The sequence below is a fragment of the Bacillus sp. FSL K6-1006 genome, from assembly GCF_038593175.1.
Lineage (GTDB): Bacteria > Bacillota > Bacilli > Bacillales > Bacillaceae > Bacillus > Bacillus safensis.
Map to the genome: position 1 here is coordinate 184134 of NZ_CP151970.1, position 14842 is coordinate 198975.

General features: G+C 40.5%; 13 protein-coding genes and 1 pseudogene. 13 read left to right on the forward strand and 1 reads right to left on the reverse strand.

What is annotated here, in order from left to right; translation table 11 throughout:
* Positions 1-10: 10 nt before the first annotated feature.
* From rsiW to glmS, 5 genes are all read left to right on the forward strand, one after another.
* Positions 11-637 (forward strand): anti-sigma-W factor RsiW, encoded by a 627-nt coding sequence (rsiW, locus tag NSS65_RS01065; RefSeq protein WP_081123889.1) that lies wholly within the window; start codon positions 11-13, stop codon positions 635-637.
* A 216-nt stretch (positions 638-853) separates the two neighbouring features.
* The gene (gene cdaA, locus NSS65_RS01070; RefSeq protein ID WP_008344027.1) at positions 854-1675 is read left to right on the forward strand and encodes a diadenylate cyclase CdaA; all 822 of its coding nucleotides are present in this window, start codon (positions 854-856) and stop codon (positions 1673-1675) included.
* Positions 1668-3095: a YbbR-like domain-containing protein gene (locus tag NSS65_RS01075; protein WP_326134882.1), complete on the forward strand. Its 1428-nt coding sequence runs from the start codon at positions 1668-1670 to the stop codon at positions 3093-3095. Before cdaA ends, NSS65_RS01075 begins: the two co-directional genes overlap by 8 nt.
* Before the next feature lie 25 nt (positions 3096-3120).
* Positions 3121-4467 (forward strand): phosphoglucosamine mutase, encoded by a 1347-nt coding sequence (gene glmM, locus NSS65_RS01080; RefSeq protein ID WP_034284242.1) that lies wholly within the window; start codon positions 3121-3123, stop codon positions 4465-4467.
* Positions 4468-5043: 576 nt separating this feature from the next.
* On the forward strand, positions 5044-6846 hold the full coding sequence (gene glmS, locus NSS65_RS01085) for a glutamine--fructose-6-phosphate transaminase (isomerizing) (protein WP_061110476.1): 1803 nt from the start codon (positions 5044-5046) through the stop codon (positions 6844-6846).
* Between the two features lie 265 nt (positions 6847-7111).
* On the opposite strand, the gene NSS65_RS01090 is transcribed toward glmS, so the two are convergent.
* Entirely contained in the window at positions 7112-8212 is a 1101-nt protein-coding gene (locus NSS65_RS01090; RefSeq protein WP_061110475.1) for a P63C domain-containing protein, read from the reverse strand.
* Between the two features lie 508 nt (positions 8213-8720).
* On the opposite strand from NSS65_RS01090, the gene NSS65_RS01095 reads away from it, so the two are divergent.
* The 8 genes and pseudogenes from NSS65_RS01095 to NSS65_RS01130 all read left to right on the forward strand — a co-directional run bounded on the left by NSS65_RS01095 (position 8721) and on the right by NSS65_RS01130 (position 14841).
* A complete protein-coding gene (locus tag NSS65_RS01095) occupies positions 8721-9077 on the forward strand; it encodes a DUF2200 domain-containing protein (RefSeq protein WP_061110474.1) in 357 nt (118 codons plus the stop codon).
* Positions 9078-9239: 162 nt separating this feature from the next.
* Positions 9240-9431, forward strand: coding sequence for a PLD nuclease N-terminal domain-containing protein (locus tag NSS65_RS01100; protein WP_003217265.1), 192 nt, complete (start codon positions 9240-9242; stop codon positions 9429-9431).
* Positions 9432-9445: 14 nt separating this feature from the next.
* Positions 9446-10363 carry an ABC transporter ATP-binding protein gene (locus NSS65_RS01105; RefSeq protein WP_034284237.1) on the forward strand — a complete coding sequence of 306 codons (918 nt, stop codon included), beginning with the start codon at positions 9446-9448 and terminating at the stop codon, positions 10361-10363.
* Positions 10360-11124 carry an ABC transporter permease subunit gene (locus NSS65_RS01110; RefSeq protein ID WP_034284236.1) on the forward strand — a complete coding sequence of 255 codons (765 nt, stop codon included), beginning with the start codon at positions 10360-10362 and terminating at the stop codon, positions 11122-11124. The genes NSS65_RS01105 and NSS65_RS01110 overlap by 4 nt, the downstream gene beginning before the upstream one ends.
* 115 nt (positions 11125-11239) lie before the next feature.
* Positions 11240-11631, forward strand: a pseudogene (locus NSS65_RS01115) (RidA family protein).
* 259 nt (positions 11632-11890) lie between these two features.
* The gene (gene skfA / locus NSS65_RS01120; RefSeq protein ID WP_061110472.1) at positions 11891-12058 is read left to right on the forward strand and encodes a sporulation killing factor; all 168 of its coding nucleotides are present in this window, start codon (positions 11891-11893) and stop codon (positions 12056-12058) included.
* Between the two features lie 64 nt (positions 12059-12122).
* Positions 12123-13358, forward strand: a complete 1236-nt coding sequence (skfB, locus tag NSS65_RS01125; protein WP_342467323.1) for a sporulation killing factor system radical SAM maturase — start codon at positions 12123-12125, stop codon at positions 13356-13358.
* Positions 13351-14841, forward strand: coding sequence for a CPBP family intramembrane glutamic endopeptidase (locus NSS65_RS01130; RefSeq protein ID WP_061110470.1), 1491 nt, complete (start codon positions 13351-13353; stop codon positions 14839-14841). Before skfB ends, NSS65_RS01130 begins: the two co-directional genes overlap by 8 nt.
* Position 14842: the final 1 nt, after the last annotated feature.

Here is a 14842-nt window from a genome sequence, read left to right on the forward strand (position 1 = left end):
GGTGATTTTGATGAGCTGTCAGGATAGAATCGTCCAGCTTATGCATCAGTATTTAGACGGGGACATTGAGCCCCAAGACGAAAAAGAATTAAAAAGCCATCTGCAATCGTGTGAGGAGTGCCGTACTCATTTTCAACAAATTGAGAAATCCATCGCGCTAGTGCAGAGTACATCTCATATAGAAGCACCATCTGATTTCACTGCAAAGGTGATGGCAGGTCTTCCAAAGGAGAAAAAGCGTGTGTCGGTTCAAAGATGGATCAAAGCTCACCCGCTGATGGTAGCCGCTGCCCTCTTTCTCATTTTAATGGGAGGCAGTCTGTTTACGAGCTGGAATACCGATCATAATTTCAGTGTGTCAAAGCAGCCGAATCTCGTCGTTGAAAATGATACAGTGACCGTACCTAAAGGGGAAACCGTAAAGGGTGACATCACTGTCAAAAATGGCAAGCTGATTGTAGAAGGCAAGGTTGATGGAAATGTCACCGTCGTCAATGGGGAACAGCTGACTGCTTCTGCCGGACAAGTCACTGGTCAAATTAATGAAATTAATGAAGTGTTTGATTGGATCTGGTACAAAATGAAATCAACAGCACAAAACGTGATGCGGGTCATTGGTCCAGAGGAGCAAAAGTAACTCAAGCGGTTTAAGAGCAGTCTCTAAGGGGGCTGCTCTTTTTCTATACATTGCTGAGATTCAAGCATACTAGCAAGTCAGCCAGATATGGCAACTATTTTCCTTGCTGAAACAAAATGTGGTATAATAGCCACGCTATGTATTGATACATAGGCTCTTTTTTTATTAAAAAATGCATCAAACGAAGAATAACTGAAAATTCTGGAGGACGAGGAAATGGCTTTAGGGGATATTCCTTTTTTGCAGTACCTCGGTAATGCTGTTGATATTCTCGTTGTTTGGTATGTGATATATAAATTAATGATGGTCATCCGCGGAACAAAAGCGGTTCAGCTTTTAAAGGGAATTGTGGTCATTGTTCTCGTCAGGATGGGAAGTGCGTATCTCGGTCTTAACACACTTCAATGGCTGATGGATCAAGCGATTACGTGGGGATTCCTTGCGATCATTATTATTTTTCAGCCAGAGCTAAGGAGAGCGCTTGAGCAGCTTGGGCGCGGCCGTTTCTTCTCAAGAAGCGGGACACCTGTAGAGGAACAGCAGCAGAAAACGATCGAGGCAATTACAAAAGCAATTAACTATATGGCGAAACGCAGAATCGGCGCGCTGCTGACAATTGAGCGCGATACCGGAATGAATGATTACATAGAGACAGGAATTCCTTTGAATGCAAAGGTGAGTTCAGAGCTGCTCATTAATATTTTCATTCCGAATACCCCGCTTCATGACGGTGCTGTCATTATGAAGCGGGATGAGATTGCAGCTGCAGCTTGCTATTTACCGCTGTCAGAAAGCCCTTTTATCTCTAAGGAGCTTGGGACGCGTCATAGGGCGGCAGTTGGGATAAGTGAAGTGACAGACAGCTTAACTGTCATCGTTTCTGAGGAAACTGGCGGTATTTCTGTCGCAAGGAATGGTGATCTCCACCGAGAATTGACAGAAGAAGCGCTTGAAGAAATGCTGATTGCTGAATTTAGTAAGAACAGCAAAGATGCTTCCTCGACCAAATGGTATTGGAGGGGCAAGAAAAATGGATAAGATTTTGAATAATCGCTGGGCCGTTAAGCTTCTTGCATTGGTCTTCGCTTTATTGCTGTATGGTGCAGTCAATTCAGCGCAAGCGCCCACGCCGAAAAAAATCGGTGAATCCTTTTTCCCAACATCGACGACAGATGAAGCAACTTTAACCGACATTCCTGTTAAAGCGTATTATGATGACGAGAAGTACGTCGTCACAGGTGTGCCGCAGACAGTCAATGTCACGATTAAAGGATCAACTAGTGCTGTGAAAACAGCAAGACAAACAAAGAATTTTGAAATTTACGCAGACATGCAGAACTTATCGACAGGTACACATAAAGTGGAGCTGAAGGCAAGAGATGTATCGAAGGGACTCACACTATCGATTAATCCATCTGTGACGACTGTGACGATACAAGAAAAAACGACAGCTGAATTTCCTGTTGAAACCGAGTTTTATAATCAAAATAAAATCAAAGACGGCTATTCACCTGAACAGCCCATTGTGAATCCGAAAAAGGTCACAGTTACTGGATCAAAGGACGTCATCGACAAAATTTCTGTCATTAAAGCTTTTGTAAACTTAGAGGATGTCGATCAGCAAATTGAAAAAGAGGCGAAGCTCACTGTGTATGATAGCAGCGGGAATGAGCTGCCAGTTGAAGTAAGTCCGTCCGTGGTGGATATTACGGTCCCAATCTCAAGCCCGAGCAAAAAGGTTCCTTTTAAAATTGAGCGGACGGGCAGCTTGCCAGAAGGGATCAGCATCTCAAGCATTGAGACAAGCCCGAGTGAGATCACAGTGTACGGCTCTCAAAAGGTGCTGGATGCCCTTGATTTTATTGATGGCGTCAAGCTGGACCTAAGCAAGATCAAAGATGATACGGAGATTGATGCCGATATTCCCCTGCCAGATGGTGTGAAAAAGGTATCACCCGAAACCGTTAAGATCAAAGTGAAGGTTGCAACAGCTGAAGAAAAAAAGATCGATAATGTACCGATTTCTGTCGTGGGTTTGAGCAAGGATCTCACATCTGATTTTGTGAGCCCCTCTTCTGGACGGCTCACGTTAACAGCAAAGGGATCAAAGAGTGCGATTGATAAACTAAAGGCTTCAGATGTTGAAGCCTATATCAATGCAGGGGACTTGAACGAAGGAACCCATGAGGTCAAAGTTCAAGTGAATGGTCCTCAAAATGTGACTTGGACATTATCGAGATCAAAGGTCAAAGTGAAACTCACTTCTACTGATACAGAGGATCAGCCGGCTTCGACGAATGATCGGAAGAATCAAAAAGATCAACAAGATCCATCAACTGATGACGATGATCAGGGTGAGAAGAGTAAAGAAGAATCCACGCAAGATAAAGCAAAGAAAGAATCGAGTCAAAGACAGCGGGTCAAAGAAGATAAAAAAGAGGACGAAGCGTCCTCTTGAATGGTAAAAAAGGAGCGATTGAAACATGGGCAAGTACTTTGGAACTGATGGTGTAAGGGGTGTAGCGAATAGCGAATTAACGCCAGAGCTCGCATTTAAAGTTGGGAGATTTGGCGGCTATGTGCTCACGAAGGATAAAGAACGTCCAAAGGTACTCGTTGGACGAGACACACGTGTATCCGGTCATATGTTAGAAGGAGCGCTCGTTGCAGGCTTACTTTCAATTGGAGCTGAAGTGATGCGCCTAGGTGTGATCTCAACACCTGGTGTGTCTTATTTAACGAAGGCAATGGATGCTGAAGCGGGTGTCATGATTTCTGCTTCACACAATCCAGTTCAAGACAACGGCATTAAATTCTTCGGCGGTGACGGCTTTAAGCTGTCAGATGAACAGGAAAACGAAATTGAGCAGCTGATGGATCAGCCAGTCGATCAATTACCTCGCCCGGTTGGAGCCGATCTTGGAACGGTGAACGACTACTTTGAAGGCGGTCAGAAATACTTGCAATTCTTAAAGCAGACAGCGGACGAGGATTTCACAGGTATTCACGTGGCGCTTGACTGTGCACACGGTGCAACCTCTTCTCTAGCGACACATTTATTTGCAGATTTAGATGCTGATGTGTCCACAATGGGAACATCACCAAACGGATTGAATATCAATGATGGTGTAGGCTCCACTCATCCAGAGGCACTTTCTGCTTTTGTGAAGGAGAAGGGTGCAGATATTGGTCTTGCGTTTGATGGTGACGGTGACCGTTTAATTGCAGTCGATGAAAAAGGTGATATCGTAGACGGCGATCAAATTATGTACATATGTGCACGTTATTTGAAGGATGAAGGCCGGTTAAAGGATGACACCGTCGTGTCAACGGTCATGAGTAACCTTGGTTTCTATAAAGCGCTTGAGAAACAAGGCATTAAGAGCATTCAAACAGCTGTTGGTGACCGCTATGTGGTCGAAGCGATGAAAAAGGATGGCTATAATGTCGGCGGCGAGCAGTCAGGCCATTTGATTTTCCTTGATTACAATACGACAGGTGATGGCATGCTTTCTGCGATCATGCTTGTGAATACGCTCAAAGCGACAGGGAAAACATTATCAGAGCTTGCAGCGGAAATGGAAAAGTTCCCGCAGCTTTTAGTGAATGTGAAAGTGTCTGATAAATATAAAGTAGAAGAAAATGAAAAAGTAAAAGCGGTGATCCAAGAGGTCGAAAAAGAGATGAATGGTGACGGCCGTATCCTTGTTCGTCCATCTGGAACGGAGCCGCTTGTACGTGTCATGGCAGAGGCGAAAACAAAAGAGCTGTGTAATGAATATGTGGCTCGAATTACAGCTGTTGTGAAAGAAGAAATGGGTATTGAGTAATAGATGAAAGCAAATCGCTAACAGCGGTTTGCTTTTTTTTTCGAATAAACGTCATAATTGGATGAATCTGTACGAATGATATAAGCGAGGGCAACTTGAAGCTGCCTTCATACATAGGAGAGCACATCAAAGGTAGAACGAGACAAGCCTCATCGCATATAGTGTATGGAGGTCTCACTTTCTCAAATGAAGGGGATCACCCGCACATTGTGATTGACGGAGGTCAGACCTTATAGTACAATCATCCTTGTGTTACTGGATTTTTATTCTATCAGGAAAGGCAGGGTAGATGTTCAGAAACTCTCTTATAATTATAGCGCCCGAACTAAGCGATCGGACGAAAGATGCTTAGTTGACGAGGATGGAGGTTATCGAATTTTCGGCGGATGCCTCCCGGCTGATCAAAAAAAGAGATCACAGCCGTAAGTGTTTCTTTAAAGCAAAGAGGTGACTCTTTGTACAAAGGGAATACACATGATCTCCCAAATTAAACATGTAGAGAGGGACGAAGAAATGTCCCTTCTATTTTAGTAGGCTTTCTTTGTCCCTTTCACATGATCGGGAGGAAGAAAATTTATGTGTGGAATCGTAGGTTATATTGGTCAGAATGATGCGAAGGAAATCTTACTAAAAGGTTTAGAGAAGCTTGAGTACCGCGGGTATGATTCAGCAGGTATCGCTGTGGCAAACGAAGATGGCGTGCATGTGTTCAAAGAAAAAGGACGTATCGCTGAGCTTCGTGAAGTCGTGGATGCAAACGTGGCATCTTCAGCAGGAATCGGACATACACGCTGGGCAACTCACGGTGTACCAAGCCATCTAAATGCGCATCCGCATCAAAGTGTTTCTGGCCGTTTTACGCTTGTTCATAACGGTGTCATCGAGAACTATGTACAATTGACACGCGAATATTTACAAGACGTCACACTAAAAAGCGACACAGATACAGAGGTTGTTGTTCAAGTCATCGAACAATTTGTAAACAGAGGTCTTGATACAGAGGAAGCTTTCCGTCAAACGCTTCTTCAACTAAAAGGCTCTTACGCGATTGCCCTTTTCGATAACGAAAACAAAGAAACAATCTATGTGGCGAAAAACAAAAGCCCATTATTGGTTGGTTTCGGCGAAGATTTCAACGTTGTGGCTTCTGACGCAATGGCGATGCTTCAAGTAACAAACGAATATGCGGAATTAATGGATAAAGAAATGGTCATTGTCACAAAAGAAGAGGTTATTATTAAAAACCTTGACGGTGATATCATGACACGCCCTTCTTATATCGCTGAGCTTGATGCAAGCGACATTGAGAAAGGCACATATCCTCACTACATGTTAAAAGAAACGGATGAACAGCCGCTTGTTATGCGCAAAATCATCCAAGAATATCAAGACGAAAACGGCAAACTTTCAGTCACTGGCGATATCGCAAGCGCAGTAGCAGAAGCAGACCGCATTTACATTGTGGCTTGCGGAACGAGCTACCATGCTGGACTTGTCGGTAAACAATACATTGAAGACTGGGCAAAAGTACCTGTAGAAGTCCATGTAGCAAGTGAATTCTCTTACAACATGCCGCTTCTATCGAAAAAGCCGTTGTTCATCTTCCTTTCGCAATCTGGAGAGACTGCGGACAGCCGTGCTGTACTTGTTCAAGTCAAAGAGCTTGGTCATAAAGCATTAACGATCACAAACGTACCAGGATCTACGCTTTCTCGTGAAGCGGACTTCACATTGCTTCTTCATGCAGGACCAGAAATCGCAGTGGCTTCAACAAAAGCCTACACAGCACAAATCGCTGTACTTGCAATCCTTGCATCTGTTGCAGCTGAATTAAATGGTCAATCTCTTGACTTTGATCTTGTGAAAGAGCTTGGGATTGTAGCAAACGCAATGGAAGCCCTTGTGGATCAAAAGGATGAAATGGAACAAATCGCTCGTGACTTCTTCACAGTGACACGTAACGCATTCTTTATCGGAAGAGGACTTGACTACTATGTGTGCCTTGAAGGTTCACTAAAACTAAAAGAGATCTCTTACATCCAAGCAGAAGGCTTTGCTGGCGGAGAACTCAAACACGGCACAATTGCTTTAATTGAAGAAGGCACACCGGTCATTGCCCTTGCAACACAAGAGCACGTGAACCTCAGTATTCGCGGTAACGTCAAAGAAGTTGTTGCACGCGGAGCAAACCCATGTGTCATCTCACTAAAAGGCCTAGAAGACGAAGGCGACCGTTTCGTCCTTCCAGCTGTACACCCAGCACTTGCACCACTTGCATCTGTTGTCCCATTACAGCTAATCGCTTACTATGCAGCCCTTCACCGCGGGTGTGATGTGGATAAACCACGTAACCTTGCGAAGAGTGTGACGGTGGAGTAGGTTTCAATAAAATCGGATTTTTGATAGCTTTGGAATAAAACTATAGTGTTTATAAAAAATGTCCTGTTTAAAATAAAGTTATACCGGTTTTAATAAAGTTGCACCATTTTGCCCCTTTAGATTAATATAATCTAAAGGGGTGTTTTTATATCAAATAGAAGGTTGAGGAACAGAAATTGGTTCAGTTTATAAGCCATGGTTAGAATTCAAAACGTTTATTCATGGGGAAGTTTACTCGTTTGAAAAGAATTTAAACAAGCTTTTATCAGATTTGAATATCGTCTAGTGTCAATTGGTATTGTTCTTGCATTTGTTTTATCTTTTTAATTTTATCGTTAAACACTAGTTCGAATTTTTCTTTGAAATCTTCCATGTCTGAGGATAGTTTCATAACAGGGATGAGACTTTCAAGGTGTTCTCTTAAAAATCGAATACCTTTTTCTTCAGATAAATATCGATGGATGTGATGTTTTCGCTTACTGTAGTATTTATCTGTTTGTAATAGAGGGTTTTGTTTATCAATTTCATCCCAAACATTTGGAGGAAGCAAGTCGTACACATACTTCCGAGTGAACTTTGAAAAATACAAGGGTCTTTTGGATGTTGTGGGATCATAAGGCAAATTATAAAGACGGAAAATTTGTTCAAAATACTCACTTCGGAATTCTCTTGAATAAGGCCGTAATTCTTCTGCAATGAACTGTTCTAATAGAATTTGTAATTCATCTTTACCACGGACTTCTTGATAATTTGTAGCCTCATCAATTAAGGCTGTAATTCCAACTTTAGCTAAGGCACGTAAAAGAATCTTAGCTTTTTCTAATACATGCTTTTGATTAGTTGAAATTAAGTCTTGTTTTTCAGCTTCCATGTATAAATCACAGATTATCGTAATAGTGTGTGCGTTATACCATTTTCCAGTTGTTCCATTAAATTGTGCTACTTCAAAAGGCATTATTTGTTCTAAATAATTAGGGTTAATTTCCATCAATAAATTAGCTAAAGATTTAGACCCTATAATTGGTGGGAATCCTTCAATTCTTGTTTCTCCTTTACGCGTGCGATCTAAAGCACTGAATAAACTTGTATCTTTAATCACACGTCTTCCATCATCTAATACAGAGCCAGTAAGTACCGTATCCCCTATATTAAATTTTGATTCGTTAACAATTGCGCGAGGTAACTCAATAAATTTTTCTTTTGTTAACTTATTCAAATTTTCTCGTACAAATGTTTCTTGAGTAAAATCAAAATATTTATCACCATTTTCATAAATAGCTACAAAAATCTTTGCATTATCAACTTCATAATAACCAACTTGAATCGAATGAGGCATTTTTAAACATTTCTCTACAAAGTTTATCATGGTTTTTCCTCCTTGAGAATTTACTTACTTTTAATAAATCAACAATGTAACTTATAAATACGATTATTAAAAAAACGGATCTTTAATATTTAGAGGTAATTAAATGCTAGCAATTTAACCAAATCCATCTCCAAATGAATAGTTATATCCAGCCATTACATGTTACCATTTTTATAGTTGGAATCTTGATTGTAAATATACATAAGAAGAGCTATTTGGTAGTCGTTTTTACCGAGAGTGCTATTTTCTGTTTTAGTAGAAAGGCTAGGGACGTATTATTCAGTAGAAATACTTCTGACAACACGATTTATCCATACTATTCGTTTTTATCAAAAGGGTGGCAACAAGGAATTTTGCAAGTATTTCAAACTTGTATAAAGCTAAGTGAGCACCAACACTTGTACTGCTTTAATTCGACATTTCCATTTAAATACCTTTTTATTGCTTTAGCATATGCCCTTGAGAAAGCATGACAGGTTAATATTTAACAAAGAAAGAGAGCAGACACATGACCAAACCTACAATCTACACAATGAGCTTTGCAAAAGTCTATCCTCTCTATATCGCAAAGGCAGAGAGAAAGGGACGAACGAAGGCTGAAGTCGATACGATTATTTGTTGGTTAACAGGGTACAGTCCAGAAGAGCTGCAGGAACAGGTAGACAAACAGATAGACATTGAAACCTTCTTTGCTGAGGTTCCTGAGCTCCATCCTTCCCGCAGTTTAATCAAAGGAGTCATCTGTGGTGTACGGGTAGAGGACATTGAGGAAGAAACCATGAAGAACATTCGTTATCTAGATAAGCTGATTGATGAGTTAGCGAAAGGAAAGAAGATGGAAAAGATTTTGCGAGGTACATCATGAGAATAACAAGCAAGCCCAGTGAAATAACCTTCACTGGGCTTTTTTATATCTAATAGATCATTCGATCGATAAAAATAAAATCTGTTTGAACGAATCCTCTCTTCATGTCGTCAAAAGAAGTGTTACCAAAACAAATTGGCGTTTGAAAAGGGAGTGGCGTGGATGGATATGAAGATGATATTACCTCTTATTTTGCTGCAAGCGATTTTGATGGTGATTGGTTTGTTTGATTTGCTGAAAAGAGATCCATCGAGGATCAGAGGAGAGGTGAAGTGGGTTTGGGCTTTGGTGATTGTGTTTGTGGCGAGTGCCGGTCCTATTGCGTATTTCATTTTTGGTCGTAAACAATCTTAGTAGGGGGGATTCGCTTGAATATGTTGGAGTGTCACGGGCTGACGAAATCGTATGGACGGCATGAAGTGTTAAAAGAGGTTTCTTTTTCTGTTGGGGAGGTTGGATGTGTTGGTTTTTTAGGAGCCAATGGAGCGGGGAAGACAACGACGATCCGGATTTTGACGGGGCTTGCTCGTCCTACTTCTGGGGTCGTGAAGGTGGCTGGTTTGGATGTCGCAAAGGAGATGGACCAAATCAGTCATGTGATTGGGTATTGTCCGCAGCATCCTGCATTTTATCAGGATATGACGGGGCAGGAGTGGATGCATTGGGTTGGCGGGTTATTTCACTTAGAGAAAAAAATCATTCGTTCCAAAACAGAGGAGCTGTTGAAGCTTTGCCGGGTGTATGAGGCGAAGGATCGTGCCATTGGCAGCTATAGCGGAGGCATGAAGCAGAGGCTTGCCATTGCGCAGGCGCTTATCAACAGCCCGAAGGTTCTCATCTTGGATGAACCTGTGTCTGCACTTGATCCCATGGGGAGAAAAGACGTACTGACATTAATTGAGCATCTGAAACAAGAGATGTTGATCTTTATGTCGACCCATATTTTAGATGACATTGAACGTGTGGCAGATCATATTATTATGATCAACAGTGGCAAAATTGAGATGTCTTCTTCCATGAAACAGATCAAAGAAGACTATATCCAGCCAGTGATTGAATTTCAATTAGAACAACAGGATACGAAATTATTGGCTTTGTTAAAAGAGCGGGATTGGGTGGAGGAATGCTTTGAGACAGGAGATGCTTATCAGGTGCGAGTGAACGATCAACAAATAGCATTGAAGGAGCTGCCTCGTCTTATCACTGAATCTGGCGGTGTTCTCCTCCATTATCGACTATCTAAGCTGACGCTTGAAGATATTTTCATGAAGGTTGTGAATGCATGATGATGTTGAAAAAGGAATTTAGGGAGTTATTCACTAGTTATAAAATGTTGTTTGTGCCAATCATTTTTACAATTTTAATGATTACGCAGCCTATTACGCTCAAAATGCTGCCAGATCTTCTATCGAAATCAGCTAATTTACCTGAAGGGTCTACATTTTATATACCAGAGCCAAGTGCAGGAGAGGCTTTGGCGAGTGCATTGAGTAAATTTGATTCGCTAGGTGTGTTTATCCTGATTATGATCGTGATGGGGACGATCGCTGGAGAGCGTGCCTCTGGAGTGACTGCGATGATTATGGTGAAACCGATCAGTCGAACGAGTTATTATGTCTCGAAAATATGCGCCTATGCCTGTTTGACTTTGTTTAGTTTGGTGGTGGCGGTGCTTGCCTCTGTTTATTATGTGGACATTCAATTTGGGCATGTGGATTGGGTCAATGTGTTAAAAGGAACACTTCTTTATTATCCAAATTTATTGCTGATTGTGGTATCGACCATTTGTGCTTCGGCGTTCTTTCAACGTTCTGTCACAGCTGGCGGTGTGTCGCTTTTGATCAACCTTATTCTGTTTACCGTCCCTTCATTTTATGAAGAGACATTAGGGAAGTTTGCACCTAAAGGCGTGACAAGTGCAGCCGAAGAGATGATTCATAAGGGGACTTATTCGGATCAGGCACTTACAAGTTTTCTAGGTGTATCGGTATTAATTGTTTTCTTTTTTCTCATCGGATGGTTTCTTTTTAGAAAACAAGAGTTATAGCAGGCTGTTGCGATTGTTTCTGAAAGTTTACTATGAGTATAAAAATCTGAATACGGTTGAAAGTTTGATATGATGATAAAAATTGACTGTATTTTCAGAAAAGAGGTTTTTATTCATGAGAATATCACGTAATCCTGAGACCATTCACCCGCCAGTTGCACCATATACCCATCAAATAGAGACAACAGGGCCACAGCGGTGGTTAACCTTATCAGGTCAAGTGGGGATGGAGGTGGATGGAACAATTCCCGAGAGCCCGTTGGAGCAGCTCGAATTAGCGTTAGAGAATGTGAAACGAAATATAGAAGCGGCAGATATGGCTGTGGAAGATTTAACGAAACTAGTATTTATCTCGTTGGAGAGTTCGATGCTGAGAGCAGGAAACAAATTATGGGGCAGTTTTTAGGCGATCATCTGCCTTGTATGACAATGATTTATGTGGTGGCATTGGCTTCTCCTGCTTTAAAGGTAGAGGTGGATGCTTGGGCGTGTCAGGAGATGGTATAGGGTGAACGATTAGTTTGAATATGGTTTGTAGATGGAATAGGTTAGTTCAGAAATCACTAAAATAGAAAATGCGAAAAAAGATTGGATAATCAAATCCAATCTTTTTTTAATTACCATCTATATTAAAATTACTTTTAAGTATAATTTTAGAATATTTTACACAATTCCCCTTACTTCGACATTTTTCATATGGTAATATCAGGGTGCATAGGAGATGGGTCTATTGACACTATGCAAAATTTAAGAGGAGGTTTTACTTATGACACGAAACCAAAAAGAATGGGAATCTGTGAGTAAAAAAAGCCTTAAGCGTCCAGGGGGTACTTCGATTGTAAAGGCTGCTGGATGTATGGGGTGCTGGGCCTCGAAGAGTATACCAATGACGCGTGTTTGTGCACTTCCACATCCTGCAATGCGAGCTCTTTAATGAGTAACATAGGGAGTTATGCATACATTGCTAACTCCTTATTCTATAAAAAGGGGTGTTTTTTATGTCGAATAATCAAATTGCAGAATATGAGTTACCTGAATTAGGCATCCATTTACAGCCTCATGGGGCCGTCATGATAGATAGAAAATCGATGTATTATTTTAGATTGAGTGGGAGAGGCGCTCAACTTGCATTTCTATTATCTAAGAATAAAGATTTAAGTAAAACTGCTCGAATTTGGGAGATCGTTAAAAAAGAAGAGCTGACGGCTGATCAGTTGCGTGAAGAGTTGAGTGCCCATCCTTTTACAGAGGCTTGGACACAGGGGTTATTGGATCAGCCAATTCAATTTTCTGGATCGCTACAATCCTATTTACCTATTAGCTGTACTCTGCAATTAACCAATGCCTGTAACTTAGGTTGTTCATTCTGCTATGCCAGTTCGGGGAAGCCTTATCCCAATGAGTTAACATGTTCACAATGGATCGAGGTAATGCAAAAGTTAGCAGCCCAGGGAGTAGCTGATGTTACTTTAACTGGGGGTGAAGCAAAGTTAATCAAAGGTTTTAAAGAGATTGTAATGGCTGCCAGCTCATTATTTACGAATGTAAATGTGTTTAGTAATGGACTAAACTGGAGAAATGAAGAAGTAGAACTTCTTAGTCATTTGGGCAATGTAACTGTACAAATTAGTATTGACGGTACGAGCGAAACTCATGATTCATTAAGAGGAAGAAAAGGTGCTTTTCAAGAGAGTATGGAAACGATCAAACATTTAGCAGAAATGAATGTCCCCGTAATTGTGGCAATGACGATCAATGAAATAAACGTTGATCAAGTTACAGAGGTTATAGATCATTGTGCAAGAGTAAATGCTGCCATTTTTCGTGCTGGAAAGACTTTATCCGTTGGGCGTGCTACAAAGAACTTTAAAGCACTGGAGAAGTCATTTGAACAGCGTGTTCAAAGTCAATTACAGCAGGCACGTCATAAATGGGATCAACACCTGAATATAATAGACTGGGAACACGAAGAAAGTTCTTTTACAACTGATTTTTGTACGCCTGGTTATCTGGCCTGGTATATCAGGGCAGATGGGTATGTGACACCTTGTCAATTAGAGGATATCTCTTTAGGTCATATTCTAACAGATTCATTTTCTGATATTGGCTCACCAGCACGTCTAATGAAATTGAAATGTGAAGCAAAAAACTGTAAATGTATTGGGGAAGTTGAACTTTCAGAACCAGACCTTCCATTTGAAAATGAGATGAAAGCAGGAGCTGTACATGAATAGTTTTACTATCATTATGTGGACAGCTCTAGGAGTGATAGGACTTGTCCTATTCATGAAGTATAGAGTATCAACTATAGAATCAAATCTTTTAGATAAAAGTGAGGCAAGAAAAGTCAGTATCGACTTTATTAAAGAATTTGTAGGCGTGGATGTAGAAGAATGGGATGTTTATTCAGTCTATTGGTATGACCATGAAACCGTGAATAAACTACATCATCTAGGTTTACTGAATAAAAATCGACGTATACTTCACGAAATGGGCTTGGTAGAGTCATGGCGTGTTCGCTTTGTTCATCAAAATCAATCATTCGTCATAGGAGTAAACGCAAAACGCGAAGTTACTTTTTTTTACGCCGATGTAAGGCAAACTTCATTACCTCATAAAGGTGCTCAAATATCATTAGAAGGATTAAAAGAACAATTAACTTATTCTTCAAAGGGATTATGGGCTAAGACCAAACCAACTGGTTCAGGTTCAAAAGAAGAGGATTTTCGTGAAATCAAAACGTATTGGTATCTTGCTGAAAAGGAAGATATTCGACTTAAGGTAACAGTTGAAATGCAATCTGGTGTGATCACTTATATCGGCACAGATACAGAGATTCTAACAGATCAAATGAACAAAGTAATAAGAGATGAACAAGTTGAGTCTACTTTTGGCATCTCAGGTATGTTAGGGTCTGCCGCTGCGATGATCATTGCTATATTAGTTTTAGTCTTAATGAATGTCCAAATTCAAATCACATTAAGTCTTATACTGGGTTTGATTATTGTACTAGTGCAATCTCTCACAATAAAGGAGGATATACAACTAACGATAGTAAATGCTTACGATGCTAGGATGAGTGTTCATACTGTTCAATTACTTGGCATACTATCTACTTTGTTTGCAGGATTATTGACAGGATTTGTAGTATTTATATGTTCATTGGCAGGAGGTGCTCTTGTGAATGAATTAGGACTAAAATTTCTAGATCAAAGCATTGTCCAGATATTTATCGGTCTTAGCGCCGGAATAATTAGTTTAGGTATCACATCACTTGTTTTTTATTTGTTAGAGAGAATGAATCGATTACGTATATCACCAGAATTATCAAATAGGAGTATGTTCTTATCCGGCTTTACCTTAAGACAAGGGCTTAATATGAGCCTGCAAAGTTCAATTGGAGAAGAAGTCATTTACCGACTCTTAATAATTTCTTTAATATTTTGGTTAAGTGGGAGTATGATATTGTCCATTTTAATATCATCTTTACTGTGGGCAATTATGCATCAGGTGACAGGATATGATCCAAGATGGATTCGCTGGACGCATCTTTTTGTTTTTGGGTGCTTCCTTGGTTTTCTTTTTGTGAATTATGGATTTATTAGTGTACTGGCGGCACATTTTGTTCACAATTTAGTGCTCGTTTGTATGCCCTTATGGCAATTTAAACTTCAAAGATATATACATACCAAGAAGCCTCAGCATACATCACTCTAAT

Excerpts from the sequence above, each read along its gene's own strand:
- rsiW (WP_081123889.1), top strand. The coding sequence starts at position 11 with ATGAGCTGTCAGGATAGAATCGTCCAGCTTATGCATCAGTATTTAGAC.
- cdaA (WP_008344027.1), top strand. The coding sequence starts at position 854 with ATGGCTTTAGGGGATATTCCTTTTTTGCAGTACCTCGGTAATGCTGTT.
- NSS65_RS01075 (WP_326134882.1), top strand. The coding sequence starts at position 1,668 with ATGGATAAGATTTTGAATAATCGCTGGGCCGTTAAGCTTCTTGCATTG.
- glmM (WP_034284242.1), top strand. The coding sequence starts at position 3,121 with ATGGGCAAGTACTTTGGAACTGATGGTGTAAGGGGTGTAGCGAATAGC.
- glmS (WP_061110476.1), top strand. The coding sequence starts at position 5,044 with ATGTGTGGAATCGTAGGTTATATTGGTCAGAATGATGCGAAGGAAATC.
- NSS65_RS01090 (WP_061110475.1), bottom strand. The coding sequence starts at position 8,212 with ATGATAAACTTTGTAGAGAAATGTTTAAAAATGCCTCATTCGATTCAA.
- NSS65_RS01095 (WP_061110474.1), top strand. The coding sequence starts at position 8,721 with ATGACCAAACCTACAATCTACACAATGAGCTTTGCAAAAGTCTATCCT.
- NSS65_RS01100 (WP_003217265.1), top strand. The coding sequence starts at position 9,240 with ATGGATATGAAGATGATATTACCTCTTATTTTGCTGCAAGCGATTTTG.
- NSS65_RS01110 (WP_034284236.1), top strand. The coding sequence starts at position 10,360 with ATGATGATGTTGAAAAAGGAATTTAGGGAGTTATTCACTAGTTATAAA.
- skfA (WP_061110472.1), top strand. The coding sequence starts at position 11,891 with ATGACACGAAACCAAAAAGAATGGGAATCTGTGAGTAAAAAAAGCCTT.
- skfB (WP_342467323.1), top strand. The coding sequence starts at position 12,123 with ATGTCGAATAATCAAATTGCAGAATATGAGTTACCTGAATTAGGCATC.
- NSS65_RS01130 (WP_061110470.1), top strand. The coding sequence starts at position 13,351 with ATGAATAGTTTTACTATCATTATGTGGACAGCTCTAGGAGTGATAGGA.